Here is a 19,738-nt window from a genome sequence, read left to right on the forward strand (position 1 = left end):
CCTCGGGATGCCTCATGTACCGGGACATCCGGTTGATCTGGAGATTGGGGTGGGGTAGGAAACGCATTGCCCGCGAATGATGGGCATGCAGACCTCGCCTGTCGGGAGGCGGGCCAGGTCGGTGAGAGTTAAGTAACGTAGGTCGGATCGGCGCGGCCTGATTCGATCCCTGGGCTCCGATGCATCGACCCGTGCTGTCGGGTTTTGCCGTCGACTGATGCGACCGGCAACGCCCGCAACGGGATAAACCGTGCTATTTGCGTTTATTTGCGGCTTTATAAATGGTATTCGGCCGTAGCTGAGCCTGAGGGGTAATCAGCTTTCGTAATGACGATCTCCAGGTTGGATCGCTTCCTCGTTGGCCCGCTCCACCGGCAGGCCCTCCATGCGCCATTCCGGCAGCCCCCCCTCCAGCCGCCGGGCATTCATCCCCTGCTGGCGCAGTCGGGACACCGCCTCGAACGCCAGCACGCAATGGGGGCCGCGACAGTAGGCGACGATCTCCTGGGAGGGGGCGAGTTCATCCAGGTGTTTTTCCAGATCCTTCAACGGAATATTGATTGCCCCCGGCAGGTGTCCGGCGGCGTACTCTTCCGGTGGACGCACATCCAGCACCGTTACCAGGCCCGCGCGGGCACGCTCCAGCAGTTGACTGGCGGGGATCGGTTCCAGGCTGTCCTTGACCTTGAGGTAGTCATCGACCAGGCGGTTGACATCGGCCAGATGACGCTCGGCGACACCCCTCAGGGAGCCGAGCAGGGCGGATACGTCCTGACCGCTCAGCCGGTAGTAGACCTTTTGCCCCTCCTTGCGGCTGGACACCAGCCCCGCCTGCCGGAGCTGCTGCAGGTGCTGGGAGGTGTTGGCCACGCTGAGCCCGGAAACCCGGGCCAGCTGATCGACGCTGCGTTCCCCCTGATCCAGGAACTCCAGCAGTTCCAGTCGGTAACCGTTCCCCATCGCCTTGGCGATACGCGCAAACTGGCTGAACAGGTCGTGTTTGAAATTGGCGGTTGACATGGCTCGGTCCTTGGTATTCAATTATTCAAGAAATCTATTGAATAGCAGATCTAGCAAAATTATAACAGACGGAGCGGTGGAGGAAAGAGGCATATGAACTGGCATGACTGGATTCTCGCCCAAGAGGTATCCATACGACTGGGCTTCTTCTTCGGCATCTTTGCCGTCGTGGCGCTCTGGGAAGTGTTGGCGCCGCGCCGTCTCCTCATGCTCTCCCGGGGAGTCCGCTGGACCAGCAACCTGGGACTGGTGGTGCTCAACAGCGTGGTGCTGCGGCTGTTGTTTCCGGCCGCCGCGGTGGGCGTCGCCGCCCTGGCCGAACAGCGCGGCTGGGGGCTGCTAAATCTGTACCGGCTGCCCGACCTGCTCACGGTGGTCATCGCCGTGGTGGCGCTGGACTTCGTGATCTGGCTGCAGCACGTGATGGTGCACGCCATACCGCTGTTCTGGCGCCTGCACCGGGTGCACCACGCCGACCTCGACTACGACCTCACCACTGGTGCGCGCTTTCACCCCCTGGAGATCATCCTCTCCATGCTGATCAAGTTCGCCGCCATCCTGGTACTGGGACCGCCGGTGCTGGCGGTGGTGATCTTCGAGGTGCTGCTCAACGCCACGTCCATGTTCAATCACGGCAACATCCGCATCCCGGAGCGCATCGACCGGGTGCTGCGGCTGTTCGTGGTCACCCCGGACATGCACCGGGTGCACCACTCGGTGCACGCCCCGCTGACCAACTCCAACTTCGGCTTCAATCTGCCCTGGTGGGACCGGCTGTTCGGCACCTACGTGGCGCAGCCGCCGGAAGGTCACGTGGCGATGGAGATCGGCCTGGCCGACCTGCGCGACCCGAAGCAGGTGGACCGGCTACCCGGCATGCTGATGCTGCCGTTTGTCCGCCAGTTGGGCGAATACACCATCAACCGGAGGTGGTAGATGGCTACCGGGAGCTCAGTACCGCCCATTGACCCCGCCGAACCGAACCGCGACGAAGGGAAAAACAGAATGAATCGGAAGGTCACACGTCTGGCACTGTTCCTTGTGTTGGCGGCGGCTATCGTCCTGGCCATTCTCTATCGGGACCGCTTCAACGCCGCCGCCCTGGAGCAGTGGGTCGGCGGTGCGGGCGCTGCCGCGCCCCTGCTGTTCATGCTCATCTATGCCGTTGCCACGGTGCTGTTTCTGCCCGGTTCCATGCTGACCCTTGCCGGTGGCGCCCTGTTCGGGCCGGTCATGGGCACCTTCGTCAACCTCACCGGCGCCACCCTGGGGGCGCTGCTGGCGTTCCTGGTGTCGCGCCACCTGGCCGCGGACTGGGTGGAACAAAAGACCGCCGGACGACTCGGGCAACTCAAGGCGGGTGTCGAGCAGGAGGGCTGGCGCTTTGTCGCCTTCGTGCGCCTGGTGCCGCTGTTCCCCTTCAATCTGCTCAATTACGCCCTGGGACTCACCCGTATCCGCCTGCTCCACTACCTGGTAGCCACCTACCTGTGCATGCTGCCGGGCGCCCTCGCATACACCTGGCTGGGTTACGCCGGACGCGAGGCGCTGGCCGGTGGCGAGGGGTTGATCCAGAAGGGCCTGATGGCCCTGGCGCTGCTGGCCGTGGTGGCCTTTCTGCCACGCATCATCGCCCGCCTGCGGCAGGGACCGACCCTGGGCATCGCCGAGCTGCACAACCGACTGCAGGGTGACCAGCCGCCGCTGTTGCTGGATGTGCGCAGCGAGGCCGACTACCGGGGCGAGCTGGGCCACATCGCCGGTTCCCGCAACATTCCGCTGGAGGCGCTGGAGTCGCGCCTGGCCGAGCTTGGCGATTTTCTGGAACAGCCGGTGGCGCTGATCTGCACCACCGACCGGCGCTCCAAACAGGCCGCCCGGATCCTCGCCGGCCAGGGTTTTGCCGATGTACACGTGGTGGTCGGTGGCATGACCGCGTGGCGCCAGGCGGCGCTGCCGGTGCAAATTGCCACCTCAAGTCCGGGCCGGCCAGTGGAGGCCTGATAATGTTTTCCTGTAACTACTCACGGGGTGATTGGCCTGCCTTGACGACCTCACGTGATGGCTCGTTTCCTCGAATCCGGCCCCATTTTCAGCGCCTGCCCAAACTCGCTTCGCTCAAACAAGGGCAGGCTTGAATCTGAAAAAGGGGCCGGATTCGAGGCGCCATCAAGATCGGCCAACAAGGCAGGCCAATCACTTACAGACCGGGTAAGTAGTTACGTTTTCCTTACCTGCAACAACATGGGAGATTCGCAGATGAAGGTTCTGATCATACTCAACGACCCACCCTACGGCACGGAGCGCAGCTTCAACGGTCTGCGCCTGGCCAAGGCCCTGTCCAGCAAGGACGCCGAGGTCTCGGTATTTCTGATGGCCGACGCCGTGGCCTGCGCCAAGGCGGGCCAGAAGGTCCCCCAGGGCTACTACAACCTGGAGCTGATGGTGAAATCGGTGTCCCGCCAGGGTGAGGTGCTGTTGTGCGGCACCTGCATGGATGCCCGCGGCCTGAGCGACGAAGAGATCATCGAAGGGGCCCGCCGCGGCACCATGGCGGAGCTGGCGGAGCGCACCCTGGCCGCCGACAGGACGCTGGTGTTTTGAAGAGCGAAGTGTGACATCTGATCATCAACAATAATCACCGGGAGTACGACGATGCTTAAACGGATCATCTGGTTATCGATGGACTTTCCCAAGGCAACCATCGGTCTTGTTTTGCTGGCGACCCTTCTCTTTGGCATTCAGTTTCCGAAGATCCACATCGACACGGATCCCGAGAACATGTTGCCGGCGGATCAGGCGGACCGGGTGCTCTACAACCAGGCCAAGCGGGACTTCGGCATCAACGACCTGATCGTGCTCGGCATCACCGACGAGGCGGGGATGTTCCGGCCCGAACCACTGGCCCGGGTGGCGCGGGTGGTGGATCGGCTGCTGGGGCTCAAGGGGGTGATCACCGCGGATGTCATCAGCCTCACCACCACCGACGATGTGCGCTCCAAGGGTGGGCTGCTGGAGGTGCGTCCGCTGATGCAGGCGGTCCCGGAGGGCACGGATGAGATCGCGGCGCTGCAGGCTGCCATCGCCGACAATCCACTGTTCAAAGACAAGCTGGCCTCTGCCGACGGCACCGCGCTGGCGATCTACATCCCGATCGAACGCAAGGACCAGGCGGCGCGCATCGGCGGTGAGCTGCGCGCCATCCTGGACGAGGAGCTGGCGCCGGAACAGCGCTATCACCTGGCGGGGCTGCCGATCGCCGAGGACAGCTTCGGCATCGAGATGTTCCAGCAGATGGGCATCGTCTCGCCAGCCAGCGGCGGCGTGTTGTTCCTGCTGCTGTGGTTCGCCTTCCGCAAGTTCACCCTGGTACTGCCGGTGATGGGTGTGGCCATGCTCACCGTGGTCTGGGGCATGGGGCTGCTGATCGGCATGGGCTACACGGTGCATATCATGTCCAGCATGATTCCGGTATTCCTGATGCCCATCGCGGTGCTCGACTCGGTGCATATTCTGAGTGATTTTTACGACCGCTATCCGCGCCTCGGGGACCGGCGCGCCGCCCTGCGCGAGAGCATCGAGGAGCTCTACACCCCAATGCTCTACACCTCCCTGACCTCGGCCGCCGGCTTCGCTTCCCTGCTGCTGGCCGACATCCCGCCGGTACAGGTGTTCGGCGCCTTTGTCGCATTTGGCATCCTGGCCGCCTTCCTGCTGACCCTCACCCTGGTTCCCGCCTCCGTCATGTTGATCCGTGAGGAGCGCCTGCAGGCGGCAATCGGTGCCCTGGATCACGAGGGCGGGCGCCTCGGCGCGCTGTTGCGCGGTTTCGGCCGCTTCACCTTCGGCCGCGCCGTACCGGTGGCGCTGATCTCCGCCCTGGTCCTGGGCTTGGGCTTCTGGGGGGTGTCGCGCACCGTGGTCAACGACAACCCGGTGGCCTGGTTCCCCGAGAGCCACGATATCCGCATTGCCGACCGGGTGATGAACCGCCAGTTCGGCGGCACCTACATGGCCTACCTGCTGATCCAGGGCGACGCCAACGGCGCCATCAAGCGGCCCGAGGTGATGCGCTATATCGAAAAACTACAGCGGGTGCTGGAGTCCGATCCCGAGGTGGGCAAGACCTCCTCGCTGGCGGACGTCATCAAGCAGGTGAACTATGTGGTTCACGATGCCGATCCGCAATCCCGGCAGCTCCCGCAGAAGGTCGACGAGCTGGCCCAGTACCTGTTCCTGTACGAGACCGCCGGGGACGCCGGGGACCTGGACAACTTCGTCGACTATGACTACCGCACCGCCAACATCTGGGTGCAGATGCGTGCCGGCGATAACCGGGAGATGGCGCGCGTGGTGGCGCTGATCGACGAACAGCTGCGCCTGGAGCCGCCCCCGGCGGGCATCCAGGTGGAGTGGTCCGGTCTCACCTATATCAACAAGGTGTGGCAGGACGAGATGGTGGTGGGGATGATGAACGCGGTGCTGGGGGGCTTCCTGGCGGTATTTGCCATGATGATTATCCTGTTCCGCTCCCCGGTCCTGGCGCTGCTCTCCATGCTGCCGCTGGTGTTCGCCATCACCCTCTCCTACGGCCTGGCGGCCTTCGTGGGCAAGGAGTACGACATGCCCATGGCGGTCTGCTCGGCCCTGACCCTGGGGCTCTCCATCGATTTTGCCATCCACTTCATCCAGCGTTACCGGCTCAATCTGTCGCGCCTCGGCGGGGATCTTGCCGCGGCCAACGGGGTGGTGTTCGGCGAGACCGCCCGCGCCATCGCGCGCAACGCCTGGGTGATCGCCGTGGGCTTCTCGCCCATGATGTTCTCGCCGCTCGGCCCCTACAAAACGGTGGGGGTGTTCTTCGCCCTGCTGATGCTGTTTTCCGGCCTCACCGCCCTGGGGCTGTTGCCGGGACTGTTGAAACTGACCCACGGCCGGCTCTGGCGGCTGCAACCCGCGACCGCCTGAAGGAGAAATTGCGATGAAATTAACACGCTTATTCCTGGTGCTGATCCTGGCCCTCTTCGCGGCGGCCAGCGTACAGGCGCAACCCGGCGCTGACGACATCGTCGCCCGCTCCCTGGAGACCTTCTACTATGCCGGGGACGACCAGCGTACCCGGGTCAGCATGCGGCTGATCAATCCCCAGGGCAAGGAGCGCAAGCGGGTCATGACCCTGCTGCGCAAGGACCTGGGCGGTGAGGGCGAGCAGCGCTACTTTATCTATTTCCACGAACCGTCCGACGTAAAGGGCACCACCTTCATGGTCTGGAAATATCCGGCCCGGGAGGATGATCGCTGGATTTTCATTCCGGCGATCAAGCTGGTCAGACGCATCGCCGCCGATGACAAGCGCTCCTCTTTCGTCGGCTCGGATTTCACCTATGAGGACGTCTCGGGCCGCGAGGTGGGAGACGAGAGCCACAGCTTGCTGGATGAGACGGACCTGGATGGCCGACCGGTCTACCGGATCGAGAGCGTTCCCAAGGCCAAGGCGGACTACGTGCGTCGCCTCTCCTGGGTCGACCGGGAGCGCTGGCTGCCGCTCAAGGAGGAGTACTACGACGGCCGCGGCGAACTGCTGCGCACCTTTACCGCCGACCAGGTGCGAGAGGTGGACGGTCACTGGACGGTCACCCACCGTACCATGCGCGACGCCCAGAGCGGTCACCACACCGAGGTGGTGTACGACGAGGTGAACTACGGCGTCGGGCTCGACGACGACCTGTTCAGCGAGCGCTATCTGCAGCGCCCGCCACGGCAGTGGATACGATGATGAGCAGGCAGATGTCGGCCACCCTCCGGCTCGGCCTGCCGACCGTTCTGCCAGCTGTTCTGACAGCCGCCCTGGTCTGGGGCGTGGGGCTGCCCGCCGGCGCGGCGGAGGCGTCCCCGCTGGAGATACCTGAAATCCACGGCTTCCTCCAGGCCCATGGCGCGGCGCGCCTCGGCGGCGTGGGCTGTGACCCGGGAACGGCCTGCGATGGGCCCTTCAACGAGCAGCGCCTGCAACTCAAGGCGGAAGGGGGCGGGCTCGAGGGGGCGCTGGGCTATGCCGGCAAGATCGACCTGTTGCATGATGCCGCGCTGGGCGAATCCGAGGCGGATATCCGCGAACTCTACGCCGACTACAACGCCGAGCGCTACACCCTCCGTGCCGGCCGCCAGGTGGTCACCTGGGGAGTGGCGGACCTGCTGTTCATCAACGACACCTTCCCCAAGGACTGGACGGCCTTCTACGGCGGCCTGCCCCTGGAGTATCTCAAACGCGGCAGCGATGCCCTGCGCCTCGACCTGTTCCCGGAGTTTGCCGATGTGCAACTGGTGCTGGCCGACTTTCGCCCGGACCGCTTGCCCGACCGGGAGCGTTTCGTCTTTCCGGGCCAGGCGATCCAGGCCGAGCTGGACGAGCCGTCGGGGTTGGAGGTCGGGTTGCGCGTCTCGCGCTACATCGGCAGTTGGGACGGGGCGTTGTACCTCTCCCGCACCCACTACCGCGCCCCGGCATTGCGTCAGGTGGGGGCGATTTGGCAGGGCGGATTTCCGCGCCTGAACGCCTACGGTGCGAGCCTTTCCGGTCCGCTGGGCAGCGGCGTGCTCAACCTGGAGGCGGGCTATTACGACTCGGTCGAGGATCGTGACGGCAACGATCCCGCCATCGAGAACAGCCAGACGCGGCTGCTGGCCGGCTACAGCCGCCAGATCGGCGCCGACACCACCCTCGGGGTACAGGGCTATGTGGAGTGGATGCACGACCATGACGCCTACCGGCGAACCTTGCCGGCGGGGCAGACCGAACGTGACGAGCTGCGCGGCGTGGCGACCCTGCGCCTCACCCGGTTCCAGATGCATCAGACCCTGCGCCTGAGCCTGTTCGCCTTCTGGGGCATCAGTGAGGGCGACGGCTATATCATCCCGTCCGCCCGCTATGCCTTCAGCGACGCCCTGTGGGGCGAGGTCGGCGCAAACCTGCTGGTGGGCGATCGTAGCGGCCAGTTCGGCGTCCTGGGGGACAACGACAACCTCTACATGACCCTGCGCTATGCCTTTTGAGCAAGGGATGTCAAATCACATCGTGCGTTCGCGGCGCAGCGAACCAAAGCTCAACCGCAAAGCGCGCAAAGAACGCAAAGGGATGCACTGGCTTACCTGATATTTTCGGTTCAAATCTGCGGATGAAGGACCTGCGTAATACAAGTCATTGCTTTACTTAGTGTTCTTGGCGGTTTAAATGAGGTTTTTCGAAAAAAGTAGGTGTAGGGTGGAATGCTACTTAGTTAAGCCCAGAACCACCGTCATCCCGGCGAATGCCGGGATCCAGGCGGCTCGATGGAGGCGGTTTTCCTGGATTCCGGCCTGCGCCGGAATGACGAAAATCCTGCAATTCGCCTTAAGTAAGTAGCATTCGGTGTAGGGTGGATAAGCCGGTAAGCGCATCCACCGATGCGCAGTGGTTGAGCCATACCATTATGTTGAACTGGAAAATTGCATGAAGCGAAAGACAATCATCCTCGGCGTCGGCCTGTTGGCGCTGGCGGCCTTTCTGGGCTGGCGTTTCGTGCGCCCGCTGAACATCTTCGTGGTCGCTCCTGCATTCGAGAGGCCGGTGGATACCAGTGCGGCGCCCGCTAGTCTGGGGGACCTCAAGGCTGAGAGCTGCGGCGAATGCCATGCGGATTTCTATGACGAGTGGCGCACCAGCATGCACAGCCAGGCGTGGACCGACCCCTATTTCCAGGCGGACTGGCAATTCGACGGCAGTCAGCAGGTCTGCAAGAACTGCCACACCCCCCTGGACCGGCAGCAGGAGCATCGGGTGCTCGGTTTTCGCGATGACGAAAAGTGGGACCCGATACTGGCGCCCAATCCCGACTTCGATCCGGACCTGCAGCACCAGGGGGTCACCTGTGCCGCCTGCCACCTGCGTGAGGGGCGGATTCTCGGGCCCTACGGCAGCCAAAGCGATGCCCACCCCGTAGAACGGATCAGCAGCGGCAACCAGGTGTGCATACAGTGTCATCTGGTGGGCGGCGAGCGCTGGGACACCTTCTTCCGCTTTCCACCCTGCGGCACGGTCGCTGAAATCCGCACCGGTGCCGACGAGCCAACGACCCGCATCGGCGACATCCAGGGGGTCGACCCGGCCACCCTGGGCTGTGTCGAGTGCTACATGCCGGCGGTGGAGCGTCCGCTGGTGGCCGGCGGCGAGCCGAGGCTGACACGACAACATCTGTGGCGTGGCGGCCACGATCCGGAGATGGTCCGCCAGGCGGTGGAGGTCGGCTTCGAACGAATGAGCGACAAATCGGACCGCTATCGCCTGACCATCACCAACGTCGGCGCCGCCCACTACGTGCCCACCGGCACCCCGGACCGGCATTTCGTCCTGAGCGTGCGGCTGCTGGACCAGGATGGCGCGGTACTGGCCGAGGAGGAGCGGGTACTGAAGCGGACGGTTATGTGGCGGCCGTTCATCGTCGATCTGTGGGACACCCGGCTGCCGCCCGGCCGCCCCCGCAGCGAGGAGTTCGACTTCTCCGGCGCGGAACTCGAGCGGGCCTGGACCGCCGAGGCGGTGGTGCGCTACGGGCTGGTTGAAGAGGCGCGGCTCAAACGCATCGGGTACCAGAGCGAGGAGCCCACCACCTATGAGATCTACCGCAAGCGCCTGCCCCTCGGCGATCCGCGGGCGGGCTGATCCCGGCGTGGCCGCTAGGGAGAATTTTATGGCAAGCCACGCGATTGGCGCGGCACTCGGAGTGGCGCTGCTCAGCGCCGCCGCGCAAGCCGGCGTCGAGCACACCCACGATCCGGAAACGGGTTTGGAGGCCTGGATCTTGCGGGCTGAAGGTGCCTCGTTCACCTTCAACCAGCGCCTGCCGGATCAAACCCGCGCCTATTTTCAGGGCCGGGGGTTTCGGTCCGGGGAGGTGGAGGCCGTGGCCCTGGCCTGCGTCTTCCAGGTCACCGTGCGCAATGACACCGACGTCCCCATCGACCTGGACCTGTCCGACTGGCGGGTGATACCGGCGCGGGGGAGTCACCGGCCGTTGCGGCTGGAGGCCGACTGGCAACAGGAGTGGCAACGGCTACAGGTCGCCCAACCGGCACGTGTCGCCTTTCGCTGGTCCCTGTTCCCCACCCGGCAAAGCTTTCAGCCCGGCGACTGGAACATGGGCATGGTGACCTTCGATCTCGAGCCGGGCACCCTGTTTGATCTTGAAATCGACTGGCACCAGGATAAAACAGCGCGGCATTTGCGCTTCCAGGGGATGCGCTGTGCCCCGGACCGCCAGTTATGAAAGGAGAGAAACTGATGCGACGACTGCTGCTTGCGGTAACCCTGCTGCCGTTCACCGTCCTGGCCGCCACGCCGGCTCAGACCCTGACCCCGGTCGAGCCGCGGCCGCCGGCTCCGGACTTCACCCTGCAGGATCTGGACGGCAACAGGGTCCGCCTCGTCGATTTGCGCGGGCGGCCGGTTATCGTCAACTTCTGGGCCACCTGGTGCCCGCCCTGCCGCGAAGAGATGCCCTCCATGCAACGGGCCTGGGAGCGGCTGCGGCCCGAAGGGGTGGCGCTGCTGGCGGTCAATGTCGGTGAGGACGTGGATACTGTGTTCCAGTTCACCGGCAGCTACCCGGTGGAGTTCCCCATTTTGTTCGATCACGACGGCGCGGTCAGCGGCGCCTGGCCGATCCGCGGCCTGCCCACCACCTTCGTGGTCGATCCACAGGGACGCATCGCCTACCGCGCCATTGGCGGGCGCGAGTGGGACGATCCGGCATTGCTGCAACCGGTGCTCGAACTGCGCAACATCAGCACCACTTTCGATAATCCACCCTCAGGGAGCGAACGATGACCGAATCAAAATCACAACAACTTGCCACCCGCTGCGTCCACGCCGGCGAACTGGCCGACAGTCACGGCAGTCCGCACACCCCGATCTATGCGACGACCACCTTCAAATTCGCCGATACGGCGGCGCTGCTCGACGTGGTGGAGGGGCGCCAGGCGGGTAGCCTCTACACCCGCTACGGGCTGAATCCCACCATTCAGGCGCTGGAGGCGAAACTGGCCAGCCTGGAGGGGGCGGAAGCGGCCTTCGCCTTCGCCTCCGGCATGGCGGCGGAGGCGGCCCTGTTCCTGACCCATGGCAGGGAGGGGATCGTCTGCATCGGCGACGCCTACGGCGGCACCCTGGAGCTGATCGCCGAGCAGTTGCCGTTGCTGGGCATCCCGACCCACCTGATCCTCGGTTCCGAGCTCAATCGCCTGGACGGGTTGCTGGCGGGGGGTGTGCGCCTGGTGTTCCTGGAGACGCCCACCAACCCGGCCCTGGAGCTGTTCGACATCGCCGCACTCGCCGATCAGGTCCACGCCCACGGCGCGCTGCTGGCGGTGGATAATACCTTCGCCTCACCGGTCAACCAGCAGCCGCTGGCGCTGGGTGCCGACGTCGTGGTGCACAGCGCCACCAAGTACCTGGGCGGCCACAGCGACCTCACGGCCGGCGCTCTGATGGGCTCTAAGGCCCTGCTCGATCCAGTCTGGGGCTGGCGCAAGAACCTCGGTTCGATGCCGGCGCCGGAGACCTGCGGCCAACTGGCACGCAGCCTGCGCACCCTGGTGGTACGGGTACGCCAGCAGAACGCCACGGCCCAGGCCATTGCGGAAGCCATGGCACACCACCCGCGTATCCGCCGCGTGTTCTATCCCGGCCTGACCGACTTCCCCGGCCATGAGCTCGCTGTCCGCCAGATGAGCGGCTTTGGCGGCATGCTCACCATTGAAGTCGACGCCGATACCGCCGCTACGTCGGCCATGGTCGACCGGCTCAAGCTGTTCTCTCTGGCCGCCAGCCTGGGCGGGGTGGAGAGCCTGGTGACCCAGCCGGTGACCACTACGCACCACGGGTTGAGCGAGGATGAGCGCGCCCGTCGCGGTATCAGCGGCGCCATGGTGCGCCTGTCGGTGGGGCTGGAGGATGCCGGCGACCTGATCGCCGACCTGCAACAGGCGCTGGATTAACTAATGACCGACAGCAGGAGAGCGCCTTGATGGACAGGACAAAAAAGTGGTTCGGGCTGGGTTGCCAGGGTGTTTGGGCGGCACTGTGGATGGCCATGGCACCTCTTCAGGCCGCCACCCTGTCGGGGGTCGTGGCGGACGAGGATGAACGCCTCGCCAAGGTGGAGATCATCCTGGTTGACGCGGACAGCCGGATCACCCTGGGCAGTGTCTATACCGGCGCCGACGGCCAGTTCCGCTTCACCGTCGAGCGCGGCAAATTCGATGTCGGGGCGTTCAAGTCCGGCTACGTCAGCCGCTGGACCCGGGGAATCGGCGTGGGTGCCGACGATGTGGCGATAGAGATTGGCCTGGTGAACGAGGCCTTCGCGGAGGATCATTCCGGGAGCGCGGAGGATGATTGTAATTGACTCGACCCCTATAGGATTGAACCAAGCGATAACGATAATAAATCAGACCAGAGAGGTAAAACCGTGACCCGATATATTCTTCTGTTAGCCGCGCTGTTTCTTGCCCCGGCCCAGGCCGACGAGGTGTCCCTGAGCGACGCCGGCCTGACCCTGAATGCCCGTCTTGAAAAGACCGAAAACTGGCCCGCCGGACCGGTCATCCTCATCACCCACGGCACGCTGTCGCACAACCGGAGCGAAATCATCACCGCCCTGCAGACGCTGTTTCAGGAAAACGGCTTGAGTTCGCTGGCGATCAACCTGGGCCTGGGCCTGAACGACCGGCAGGGTCCCTACGAGTGCCCCACGCCCCACGCCCACAAACATGCGGATGCGGTGACCGAGATCGGGCTCTGGCTGGCGTGGCTGAAACGCCAGGGGGCGCAACAGGTGGTGCTGCTGGGCCACTCCCGGGGCGGCAACCAGACCGCCTGGTTTGCAGCTGAACAGAGCGACCCGGTGATCAGGAAGGTGATTCTTGTCGCGCCCCAGACCTGGAGCCCTGAATACGCCGCCGAGGAGTATGAAAAGCGTTACGGCAAGCCGTTGGCACCGGTGCTGGCATCGGCCCAGGCCCTGGTTTCCGCCGGCAAGCCGAACACATCGATGGAGCGCACCGATTTCATCTACTGCCGGGACACCAGCGTCACCGCCGGGGCTTTCGTCTCCTACTATGCCCCGGAACCGCGCCAGGATACTCCCCATCTGTTGCCCGGGATCAGCCAGCCGGTGCTGGTGTTCGCCGGCACCGAGGATCAGGTGGTCAAGGGGCTGGACAAGGCACTGGCCCCCATGGCGGAGGCCGGCGCCATCACGCTGGAGGTGCTGGAAGGCGCCGACCACTCCTTCCGTGACCTCTATGCCGAAGATCTGGTTGAGCGCGCTATCGAATTCATCAATGAGTAACCGGCCATGAACGGCATTACCGATCCGGCGGCCTACGAGGCGTGGTATCACACCCCGCGCGGGCGCTGGATCGGTGACCGGGAGTTCGCGCTGCTGCGTGATCTGCTGCAGCCGGTGGCCGGCGCGTCACTGCTGGATGTGGGCTGTGGAACCGGCCACTTCAGCCGCCGGTTTGCCGGGCTGGGCCTGGTGGTCAGCGGCATCGACCCGGATGCGCAAGCGCTCGCCTATGCGGCGGGAGAGGGCGACGACATCACCTACCTGCGGGGCGACGGTCGGGCACTGCCGTTTGCCGATAACCAGTTCGACTACAGCAGCGCCGTCACCAGCCTCTGTTTCGTGGATGATCCGGTCGCGGCCCTGCGGGAGATGTGGCGGGTAACCCGCCTTGGCGTGGTGCTCGGCCTGCTCAACCGGCACAGCCTGCTGTATCGGGAGAAGCAGGGCCGGGGCGCTTACCGGGGCGCCCGCTGGGACAGCGCCGAAGTGGTAAGGGAGGTGTGGCTACCCCGGCTTACCTCCGGCCCCGCCGCGGTCAGCATGGGCAGCGCCATCTTCCTGCCACGGGGAGACGGCGTGGCCCGCATCGCCGAGGCGTGGCTACCCCGACAAATTCCCTGGGGTGGTTTTCTGGCGGTCTGTCTGAGGCGATGATGGCGGCGCCGCATGGCGGAACAGGCGTGCCATCGTATGAGGCAGGCAAGGCAGGCCAACCACCCCGTGAATAGTTACGTTTGGGGAATGAAAAAAGGGGCCTTGCCGGCCCCAAAAGGAGGGAGGATGTCTATGTGAAAGCCCCCGGCGGTTGCCGGGGGCTCGGTCTTGCTCAGAACTGCAACTGCCACCACTCGAGTGTGACGGCCTTGAAGCCGTCGCGTTCCTGCCCGGCGCCATCCCAGGCCGCGAAGGCGACCGGCACCGATTTACGGCCATTGAGCACGACACCTTCGTCACTCTTCACCACCAGCGGCCGAGCCAATACCACGTCCCAGCCGTCGCCGTTGCGCGCATGGCTGCTGGTCAGTTCCTTGGAGGCTACCGGTGTCGCCGTACCGAATCCCTGTGCAAACAGGTTCTCGGTGCGGCCATCGGCGAACCAGTGCCAGATGTTGACCGGGTTGTTGCCATCCCCCATGAAGGGGGTGGTGGTGACCTCGCCGCTGAGCGGGAACTGCACCGCCACCTGATCGAGGAAACGGTCGGTATCCGCCATGTCGGTATTGGCGGTCTTGTCGGTCCAGCGCAGGCGCACGTAGAGCATGTCACCCGCCTGGACCGCCTGGGCGGTGAGCCGATGGGTCGCCGGTGTGCCGACGATCGAGGGATGCCCCGGAAACGCCGGTTGCAGGTCGACCTGGGTTACCGGCGCCTGCTTCCACACCGCCGCCCCCGGAGACTTGGCATCCACCCCGGCCTTTACCGACAGGGCGCTCAGGGTGCGCGCGCCGGTTTCGGCCGGCGCCGCCCAGGCTGTGGTGCCCAGTGCCGCGGCGGAGCAGAGCATGAGCAGGGAGAGTTTTTTTGCATAACGGACAAGTTTCATGTCACGCCTCCGATTCATCTTGTTGTTCCTCGAGCAGGGTACGGTGCTGGCGTACCAACTCATCCAGGGTTGCGCCGAACTCGCCGTAGACTGTACCGGTCGCTTCCAGTTTTTCGCGGAACCCGGAAACCCAGGCCCCGGTATGACGGTCCAGAAAATCCCGCGCCGCATGACGGTACGGTTCGGCGTCGCCACCTTCCTGCCTGGCGGCATGCTCCTTCATGCACAGCCAGGCTAGGAATTCGAGTTCGGTCGTCAGGTGGTCGGGATACTCCCGGTCGGACTCGCTGAGCTTGGCGTCGAAGAACTCGTAGAAGCGCAGCAAGTCCTCAAGGATGCCCTCGCGGCCCAACTCGCGGCGGTTCAACCCCTCGAACAGAGGCACCGGGGAGCCGTCGTTGCCGGTCTCGAAGGCGTCCAGGTAGTCGGTCTCCAGCTTCTCCCGGGTCAACCCGGGGCCGACCAGGCCGTGCCTCGTCAACTTCTGCCACGAGGCATCGTCCGGGTAGGAGAACAGTTGTGCCATCGCCAGATAGCCCCCGGCCAGGGTTTCGGCGTTATTCATCATCGCGTTCATATGCCATACCTGTCTTTGTTGGTGTAGCCGATCAGGATGTCGGTCAGTTCCGACGGTTTGGCCTCGCGGCGCTTCTGCATTTCCCGTCCCAGCGTAGCCAGCGCTTCCTTGGTGCGGGGACCGAACAGCGCCTCGATGTCGGCGATCGGGATACGCGGCTCATCCTTCAACCGTCCGTCTTCCTCGAACGGCGGCGGCGTGACGTTGATCGGCGGCACATAGAACACGTTCGGCTCGGTACCGTACTCGGCATGCAGCGGCAGCGCGATTTTCCATTTATCCACCAGCTTGTAGATCGGGCCATCTTTGTCGTCGCGATAACCCCAGAAGCGGATACGGCCGGAGCACTGCTTGACACAGGCGGGCACCTCGCCCTTCTCGACCCGCGGGTAGCAACCGATGCACTTCTCGGACTTGCCGGTCTGGAGGTTGAAGTAGACCTTGCCATAGGGGCAGGCCTTGACACAGTAGCGGTAGCCACGGCAGCGCTCCTGGTCGACCACCACCAGTCCGTCCTCTTCGCGTTTGTAGATCGCCTTGCGCGGGCAGGCGGCGAGGCATGCCGGGTTGGAGCAGTGGTTGCAGATGCGCGGCATGTAGAAGTAGTGATTGTTCGGGAACTGGCCCGTTCCCTCGTCCTCGTCCCAGTTGGGTCCGTAGGTTGGTTTCTCGTGGGGAACGACCTGATCGCCCTTGCCTTTCAACAGCACATCGGCCGTGTTGTACTCCCACACACCGCCGTAGTCGGCCATGGGTGGGATCTTGCCGTCGGTGCGGATCACTCCGTCCTTGAAGCCGCCGCCCTTTTGCTCCCAGTTCTTTGGGTAGCCCATGCCGGGCCGCGTCTCGACGTTGTTCCAATACATGTACTCACGACCCTTGCGATTGGTCCACAACTGCTTGCAGGCCATGGTGCAGGTGTGGCAGCCGATGCATTTATTCAGGTCGAATACGTAAGCTAATTGTCGCTGACTCATAATCTGTTTCCTCAGGCTTTCTCGACGTCAACCGTCGTTTCATGGAAGATGCGGTTCGGGTTGAAGCCGCCCGACTTGTACTTGACGTGTCCGTAGCCACCCACCATTTCCAGCGGGTTGATCAACTCGGCGCTGACGAAGTTGTAGTGGGTCATTCCCTTGTACATGTACTGCTCCCAACCGTGCTCGCTGAACACCATGTTCTCGGGCAGGGCCGGCCAGGCCTTGGCCATGGCGAAGAACTCGCCCGAGGAGTTGAAGATCCGCACCGTATCGCCATCCTTGATGCCTTTCGCGGCCATTGCCTTCGGATTCATGCGTACGTCCGGGGTACCGCGCTGCATGCGCAGCATCCAGGGGTCGTTGCGGTAGTAGGAGTGGATACCCCAGCGGGTGTGCGGCGAGTTGCGCACGAAGGGGTACTTCTTCGGTCCCACCACGCCGCCGCCGAACTGCGGCTTGGGCACCTCCGTGCCGAAGCGCTGGAACCATTCGTGGTCGACATAGAACTGCAGCCGTCCGGTCAGGGTCTTGTAGGGCTTCTTCTCCGTGACGTTGACGGTGAAGGGGCGGTAGGGTTTGTCCTTGGGCACCGGACCGGTCTTGCCGGCCGAGGGTCCCACGGCGACAAAGCCTTTCTTCATGATCTCCTCGTAGGTACCCGGACCGAGTGCCTTGGACTTCTCCATGGCGAAGCGCAGCGCGTCCTCGTCGCTGGCGACGGCACCGTTCATGGTGAACTCGTCGCCGATCTTGTCGAAGTCGATCCAGGCCTTGATCTCCGGGTCCTCCACGCGGGTGATGCCGCGCGCCCTGGCGCGCTCCTGAATCTTGGCGGCAAGCCCGGCCATGATCTGCCAGTCGGTTTTGCGCTCATACATGGGCTGGACCGGCCGGCCGAAGAGATGGATGAAGCGCGTCACCGAGGTCTCGCGGATGTCCAGCATCTCGGTGTTCTCCGCCGCCGGCAGCACGATGTCGGCGTACATGGCCGCGGAGAGCATGCGCAGGTCTACCACCACGAACAGCTCGCAGCGCTTGAGGAAGTTGTCGCGCAGGTGCTGGTAGCCGTTGGAGGTGGCGAAGGTGTTGATGCCGCCGTTGATGTAGACGGTCGGATTCTTGATCGACTGCCAGTTGGGCATCCAGCCCTTGGCCTCCGACTCCTTGCGCATCGCCTCCATGTCGTCGACGCCGAAGCCGATCTGCTCCTTCAGTTGCGCGTCATCGTAGTAGGCCTTGGAGCGTTTGTACTGCTCGCCCCACACCCACTGGGCCAGCACCATGGAGACGCTGCGACCCTTCCTGCCCTCGACCTTGCCCAGCGCCGACTTGCCTTCCAGCTTCCAGCCCTCGTAGGTGGTATCGATGGAGCCGGTGGTGCCGTGGTGGCCGATCAGGGTGAGGATGAGGATCTTGAGACGACCGCACTGGAAGCCGTCAAAGTGCTTCTGGTTGTTGTAGCCGTCGAGGATGCGCATCGCTTTGGACTCGGCGATCCATCCGGCCAGCTTGCGCACCACGGAGGGATGCACGCCGGTGGTTTTCTGGGTTGCCTCCGGGGTAAAGGGGGCGATCTCGGTCTTCAGGCGCTCGAACACCGTGGTGACCTCGACGCCGTTGGCCTTGAAAGTGCCTTCCAGCGCGGGATCGATGGCACCGAGCTGGAGAGTCTTCTCCTTGGAACCCATGCTGCCGGGGGCAAGTACCGCCTTGCCGCTCTTGTTGTCCCAGACATAGAAGACCTCATCACTGCCATCCTTGTTGAAATCGGACTCGCGCAGGAATTTGCCGTTGTCGGTGCGCACCAGGAACGGCAGGTCGGTCTGCTCCTTGAGGTAGTCCGCCTTGTAGTGTTTGCCGGCGATCAGTTCATTGACGATCGCGGCCGCCAGGTGGGAGTCAGTACCAGAGGCGACCGGGACGAACAGGTCGGAGTGGACCGACGAGGGATTATAGTCGGCCGAGATGTTCACCAGCCGCGCCCCGTTGTAGCGTGCCTCGGTGAGGAAGTGGGCATCCGGGATGCGGGTGACGATGGGGTTCTTGTGCCACATCAGGATCAGGTCCGAGGTGAACCAGTCGTCGAAGGTGGAGACGGTACGCGCCGGGTTGCGCACCGTCTGCATGCCGGGATAGAGGTCGCCGGTCATGGAGGAGACGTCCGGTTTGATGGCACCCAGCAGATTTGCCATCCGCGTATAGGCCGTGTTGCCCACCACCGAGAAGGGACGCTTGGGGATGACGATGTTGCCCGGTCCCTGCTTCAGCGTGGTGTCGATGATCTTGTCGGCGATTTCGGTGAAGGCCTCGTCCCAGGAGATGCGCTTCCACTTGCGCGAACCGCGTTCGCCAACACGTTTCAGGGGCCACTTGAGGTGGTCCGGCTGCTTCGACCAGGAGCAGTAGACCGCGCCCTTTTGGCAGCCGCGCGGATTCATGTCGGGCAGGCCGGGCAGTTGCGGATACTCACTCACCTGCTCGTCGCGCATCGGTATACCGTTCTTGACATAGACCTTCCAGGCGCAGCCGGCCACGCAGCCGATGGAGTGGGTGATGAAACCGGTCGAATCCCAGGTCCACTCCTTGCGATACAGGTCTTCCCAGCCCCGGTAGGGATACGACTTGAGCGGGTCATCGACCGGCTGGATCTTCGAGAAGGCCAACACGCTCGGCGGCACCGCGAGGGTGGCGAGCGCCGTGCCGGACATCTGAAGGAATTTTCGACGGCCGATACCGTCCTTTTGATTGGTCATGATTTTACTCCCGGGTTCGGTTCAAAGACGCAGGATCTCAATTGCTGTAAATAACGCATGTTCGGTAAATCTCGGTTGAAACTTCCCTGTATCTATCCAATAGTGGGGTCTCGGTTTGTTGATGAATCGCTGGCCTCTCCTGCCGCGATGGTCAACAATAGTGGGCGGCAATATTGACAGTCCCTTGTGGCACGTTGTATGCGTTGGAACGACCGGTGCCCAGGCGTTTCGCCACCTCGGCGACTTAACCGCAATTCTCTTGCCAAACGGATTCCACTTTTTTATATAGTTGTTTTCTATGAGGATTTGCATGCGAACAAATTGAGTTTATGACGACTGTCTTGAAAAACGCCGAACCCAGGCAGGGATGCGCCGATTGATATCATGTGAAACGTTACCGCTCGGTAACAAAACGAACCAAAGGCCACCTATGCGTAACCATCCCGCCACCAACCGCCCGATAAAACCCGTTTTTCGAC

General features: G+C 63.6%; 18 protein-coding genes. 13 read left to right on the forward strand and 5 right to left on the reverse strand.

Annotation, left to right across the window (positions count from 1 at the left end; translation table 11 throughout):
- Positions 1-315: 315 nt before the first annotated feature.
- A complete protein-coding gene (locus A3GO_RS0119260; protein WP_029134789.1) occupies positions 316-1,020 on the reverse strand; it encodes an ArsR/SmtB family transcription factor in 705 nt (234 codons plus the stop codon).
- Between the two features lie 93 nt (positions 1,021-1,113).
- Here A3GO_RS0119260 and A3GO_RS0119265 point away from each other — a divergent pair, with 93 nt between their 5' ends.
- The 13 genes from A3GO_RS0119265 to A3GO_RS0119330 all read left to right on the forward strand — a co-directional run bounded on the left by A3GO_RS0119265 (position 1,114) and on the right by A3GO_RS0119330 (position 14,060).
- Positions 1,114-1,956 carry a sterol desaturase family protein gene (locus A3GO_RS0119265; protein ID WP_029134790.1) on the forward strand — a complete coding sequence of 281 codons (843 nt, stop codon included), beginning with the start codon at positions 1,114-1,116 and terminating at the stop codon, positions 1,954-1,956.
- Between the two features lie 69 nt (positions 1,957-2,025).
- Positions 2,026-3,024, forward strand: coding sequence for a VTT domain-containing protein (locus tag A3GO_RS24645; RefSeq protein ID WP_051302672.1), 999 nt, complete (start codon positions 2,026-2,028; stop codon positions 3,022-3,024).
- Positions 3,025-3,279: 255 nt separating this feature from the next.
- Positions 3,280-3,624 (forward strand): DsrE/DsrF/TusD sulfur relay family protein, encoded by a 345-nt coding sequence (locus A3GO_RS0119275; protein ID WP_029134791.1) that lies wholly within the window; start codon positions 3,280-3,282, stop codon positions 3,622-3,624.
- Positions 3,625-3,675: 51 nt separating this feature from the next.
- The gene (locus A3GO_RS0119280) at positions 3,676-5,988 is read left to right on the forward strand and encodes an efflux RND transporter permease subunit (RefSeq protein ID WP_029134792.1); all 2,313 of its coding nucleotides are present in this window, start codon (positions 3,676-3,678) and stop codon (positions 5,986-5,988) included.
- Positions 5,989-6,001: 13 nt separating this feature from the next.
- Positions 6,002-6,796 carry an outer membrane lipoprotein-sorting protein gene (locus A3GO_RS0119285; RefSeq protein ID WP_029134793.1) on the forward strand — a complete coding sequence of 265 codons (795 nt, stop codon included), beginning with the start codon at positions 6,002-6,004 and terminating at the stop codon, positions 6,794-6,796.
- Positions 6,796-8,073, forward strand: coding sequence for a DUF1302 family protein (locus tag A3GO_RS24650; RefSeq protein WP_051302666.1), 1,278 nt, complete (start codon positions 6,796-6,798; stop codon positions 8,071-8,073). The genes A3GO_RS0119285 and A3GO_RS24650 overlap by 1 nt, the downstream gene beginning before the upstream one ends.
- A gap of 397 nt (positions 8,074-8,470) precedes the next feature.
- Positions 8,471-9,718 carry a multiheme c-type cytochrome gene (locus A3GO_RS0119300; protein WP_157606883.1) on the forward strand — a complete coding sequence of 416 codons (1,248 nt, stop codon included), beginning with the start codon at positions 8,471-8,473 and terminating at the stop codon, positions 9,716-9,718.
- Positions 9,719-9,746: 28 nt separating this feature from the next.
- A complete protein-coding gene (locus tag A3GO_RS0119305) occupies positions 9,747-10,322 on the forward strand; it encodes a hypothetical protein (RefSeq protein ID WP_051302668.1) in 576 nt (191 codons plus the stop codon).
- Positions 10,323-10,336: 14 nt separating this feature from the next.
- On the forward strand, positions 10,337-10,882 hold the full coding sequence (locus A3GO_RS0119310) for a peroxiredoxin family protein (protein WP_157606886.1): 546 nt from the start codon (positions 10,337-10,339) through the stop codon (positions 10,880-10,882).
- A complete protein-coding gene (locus tag A3GO_RS0119315; RefSeq protein WP_029134797.1) occupies positions 10,879-12,051 on the forward strand; it encodes a trans-sulfuration enzyme family protein in 1,173 nt (390 codons plus the stop codon). Before A3GO_RS0119310 ends, A3GO_RS0119315 begins: the two co-directional genes overlap by 4 nt.
- A 29-nt stretch (positions 12,052-12,080) precedes the next feature.
- On the forward strand, positions 12,081-12,461 hold the full coding sequence (locus A3GO_RS0119320; RefSeq protein ID WP_029134798.1) for a carboxypeptidase-like regulatory domain-containing protein: 381 nt from the start codon (positions 12,081-12,083) through the stop codon (positions 12,459-12,461).
- Positions 12,462-12,524: 63 nt separating this feature from the next.
- The gene (locus A3GO_RS0119325) at positions 12,525-13,406 is read left to right on the forward strand and encodes an alpha/beta hydrolase (protein ID WP_029134799.1); all 882 of its coding nucleotides are present in this window, start codon (positions 12,525-12,527) and stop codon (positions 13,404-13,406) included.
- 6 nt (positions 13,407-13,412) lie between these two features.
- Entirely contained in the window at positions 13,413-14,060 is a 648-nt protein-coding gene (locus A3GO_RS0119330) for a class I SAM-dependent methyltransferase (RefSeq protein WP_029134800.1), read from the forward strand.
- A gap of 172 nt (positions 14,061-14,232) precedes the next feature.
- Here A3GO_RS0119330 and A3GO_RS24655 read toward each other — a convergent pair whose 3' ends face one another.
- The 4 genes from A3GO_RS24655 to clrA are packed head-to-tail and all read right to left on the reverse strand — an operon-like array spanning position 14,233 to position 19,259.
- Positions 14,233-14,949 carry an ethylbenzene dehydrogenase-related protein gene (locus A3GO_RS24655; protein WP_037376042.1) on the reverse strand — a complete coding sequence of 239 codons (717 nt, stop codon included), beginning with the start codon at positions 14,947-14,949 and terminating at the stop codon, positions 14,233-14,235.
- A 1-nt stretch (position 14,950) separates the two neighbouring features.
- A complete protein-coding gene (locus A3GO_RS0119340) occupies positions 14,951-15,526 on the reverse strand; it encodes a molecular chaperone TorD family protein (protein WP_029134801.1) in 576 nt (191 codons plus the stop codon).
- Positions 15,523-16,503 carry a chlorate reductase subunit beta gene (gene clrB, locus A3GO_RS0119345; protein WP_029134802.1) on the reverse strand — a complete coding sequence of 327 codons (981 nt, stop codon included), beginning with the start codon at positions 16,501-16,503 and terminating at the stop codon, positions 15,523-15,525. The genes A3GO_RS0119340 and clrB overlap by 4 nt, the downstream gene beginning before the upstream one ends.
- A gap of 11 nt (positions 16,504-16,514) precedes the next feature.
- On the reverse strand, positions 16,515-19,259 hold the full coding sequence (gene clrA / locus A3GO_RS0119350) for a chlorate reductase subunit alpha (protein ID WP_029134803.1): 2,745 nt from the start codon (positions 19,257-19,259) through the stop codon (positions 16,515-16,517).
- Between the last annotated feature and the right edge of the window lie 479 nt (positions 19,260-19,738).

This window comes from Sedimenticola selenatireducens DSM 17993, assembly GCF_000428045.1.
Lineage (GTDB): Bacteria > Pseudomonadota > Gammaproteobacteria > Chromatiales > Chromatiaceae > Sedimenticola > Sedimenticola selenatireducens.

Excerpts from the sequence above, each read along its gene's own strand:
- A3GO_RS0119280 (WP_029134792.1), top strand. The coding sequence starts at position 3,676 with ATGCTTAAACGGATCATCTGGTTATCGATGGACTTTCCCAAGGCAACC.
- clrA (WP_029134803.1), bottom strand. The coding sequence starts at position 19,259 with ATGACCAATCAAAAGGACGGTATCGGCCGTCGAAAATTCCTTCAGATG.
- A3GO_RS0119340 (WP_029134801.1), bottom strand. The coding sequence starts at position 15,526 with ATGAACGCGATGATGAATAACGCCGAAACCCTGGCCGGGGGCTATCTG.
- A3GO_RS0119285 (WP_029134793.1), top strand. The coding sequence starts at position 6,002 with ATGAAATTAACACGCTTATTCCTGGTGCTGATCCTGGCCCTCTTCGCG.
- clrB (WP_029134802.1), bottom strand. The coding sequence starts at position 16,503 with ATGAGTCAGCGACAATTAGCTTACGTATTCGACCTGAATAAATGCATC.
- A3GO_RS0119260 (WP_029134789.1), bottom strand. The coding sequence starts at position 1,020 with ATGTCAACCGCCAATTTCAAACACGACCTGTTCAGCCAGTTTGCGCGT.
- A3GO_RS0119315 (WP_029134797.1), top strand. The coding sequence starts at position 10,879 with ATGACCGAATCAAAATCACAACAACTTGCCACCCGCTGCGTCCACGCC.
- A3GO_RS0119320 (WP_029134798.1), top strand. The coding sequence starts at position 12,081 with ATGGACAGGACAAAAAAGTGGTTCGGGCTGGGTTGCCAGGGTGTTTGG.
- A3GO_RS0119330 (WP_029134800.1), top strand. The coding sequence starts at position 13,413 with ATGAACGGCATTACCGATCCGGCGGCCTACGAGGCGTGGTATCACACC.
- A3GO_RS24645 (WP_051302672.1), top strand. The coding sequence starts at position 2,026 with ATGAATCGGAAGGTCACACGTCTGGCACTGTTCCTTGTGTTGGCGGCG.
- A3GO_RS0119275 (WP_029134791.1), top strand. The coding sequence starts at position 3,280 with ATGAAGGTTCTGATCATACTCAACGACCCACCCTACGGCACGGAGCGC.
- A3GO_RS24650 (WP_051302666.1), top strand. The coding sequence starts at position 6,796 with ATGAGCAGGCAGATGTCGGCCACCCTCCGGCTCGGCCTGCCGACCGTT.
- A3GO_RS0119265 (WP_029134790.1), top strand. The coding sequence starts at position 1,114 with ATGAACTGGCATGACTGGATTCTCGCCCAAGAGGTATCCATACGACTG.
- A3GO_RS24655 (WP_037376042.1), bottom strand. The coding sequence starts at position 14,949 with ATGAAACTTGTCCGTTATGCAAAAAAACTCTCCCTGCTCATGCTCTGC.
- A3GO_RS0119310 (WP_157606886.1), top strand. The coding sequence starts at position 10,337 with ATGCGACGACTGCTGCTTGCGGTAACCCTGCTGCCGTTCACCGTCCTG.
- A3GO_RS0119305 (WP_051302668.1), top strand. The coding sequence starts at position 9,747 with ATGGCAAGCCACGCGATTGGCGCGGCACTCGGAGTGGCGCTGCTCAGC.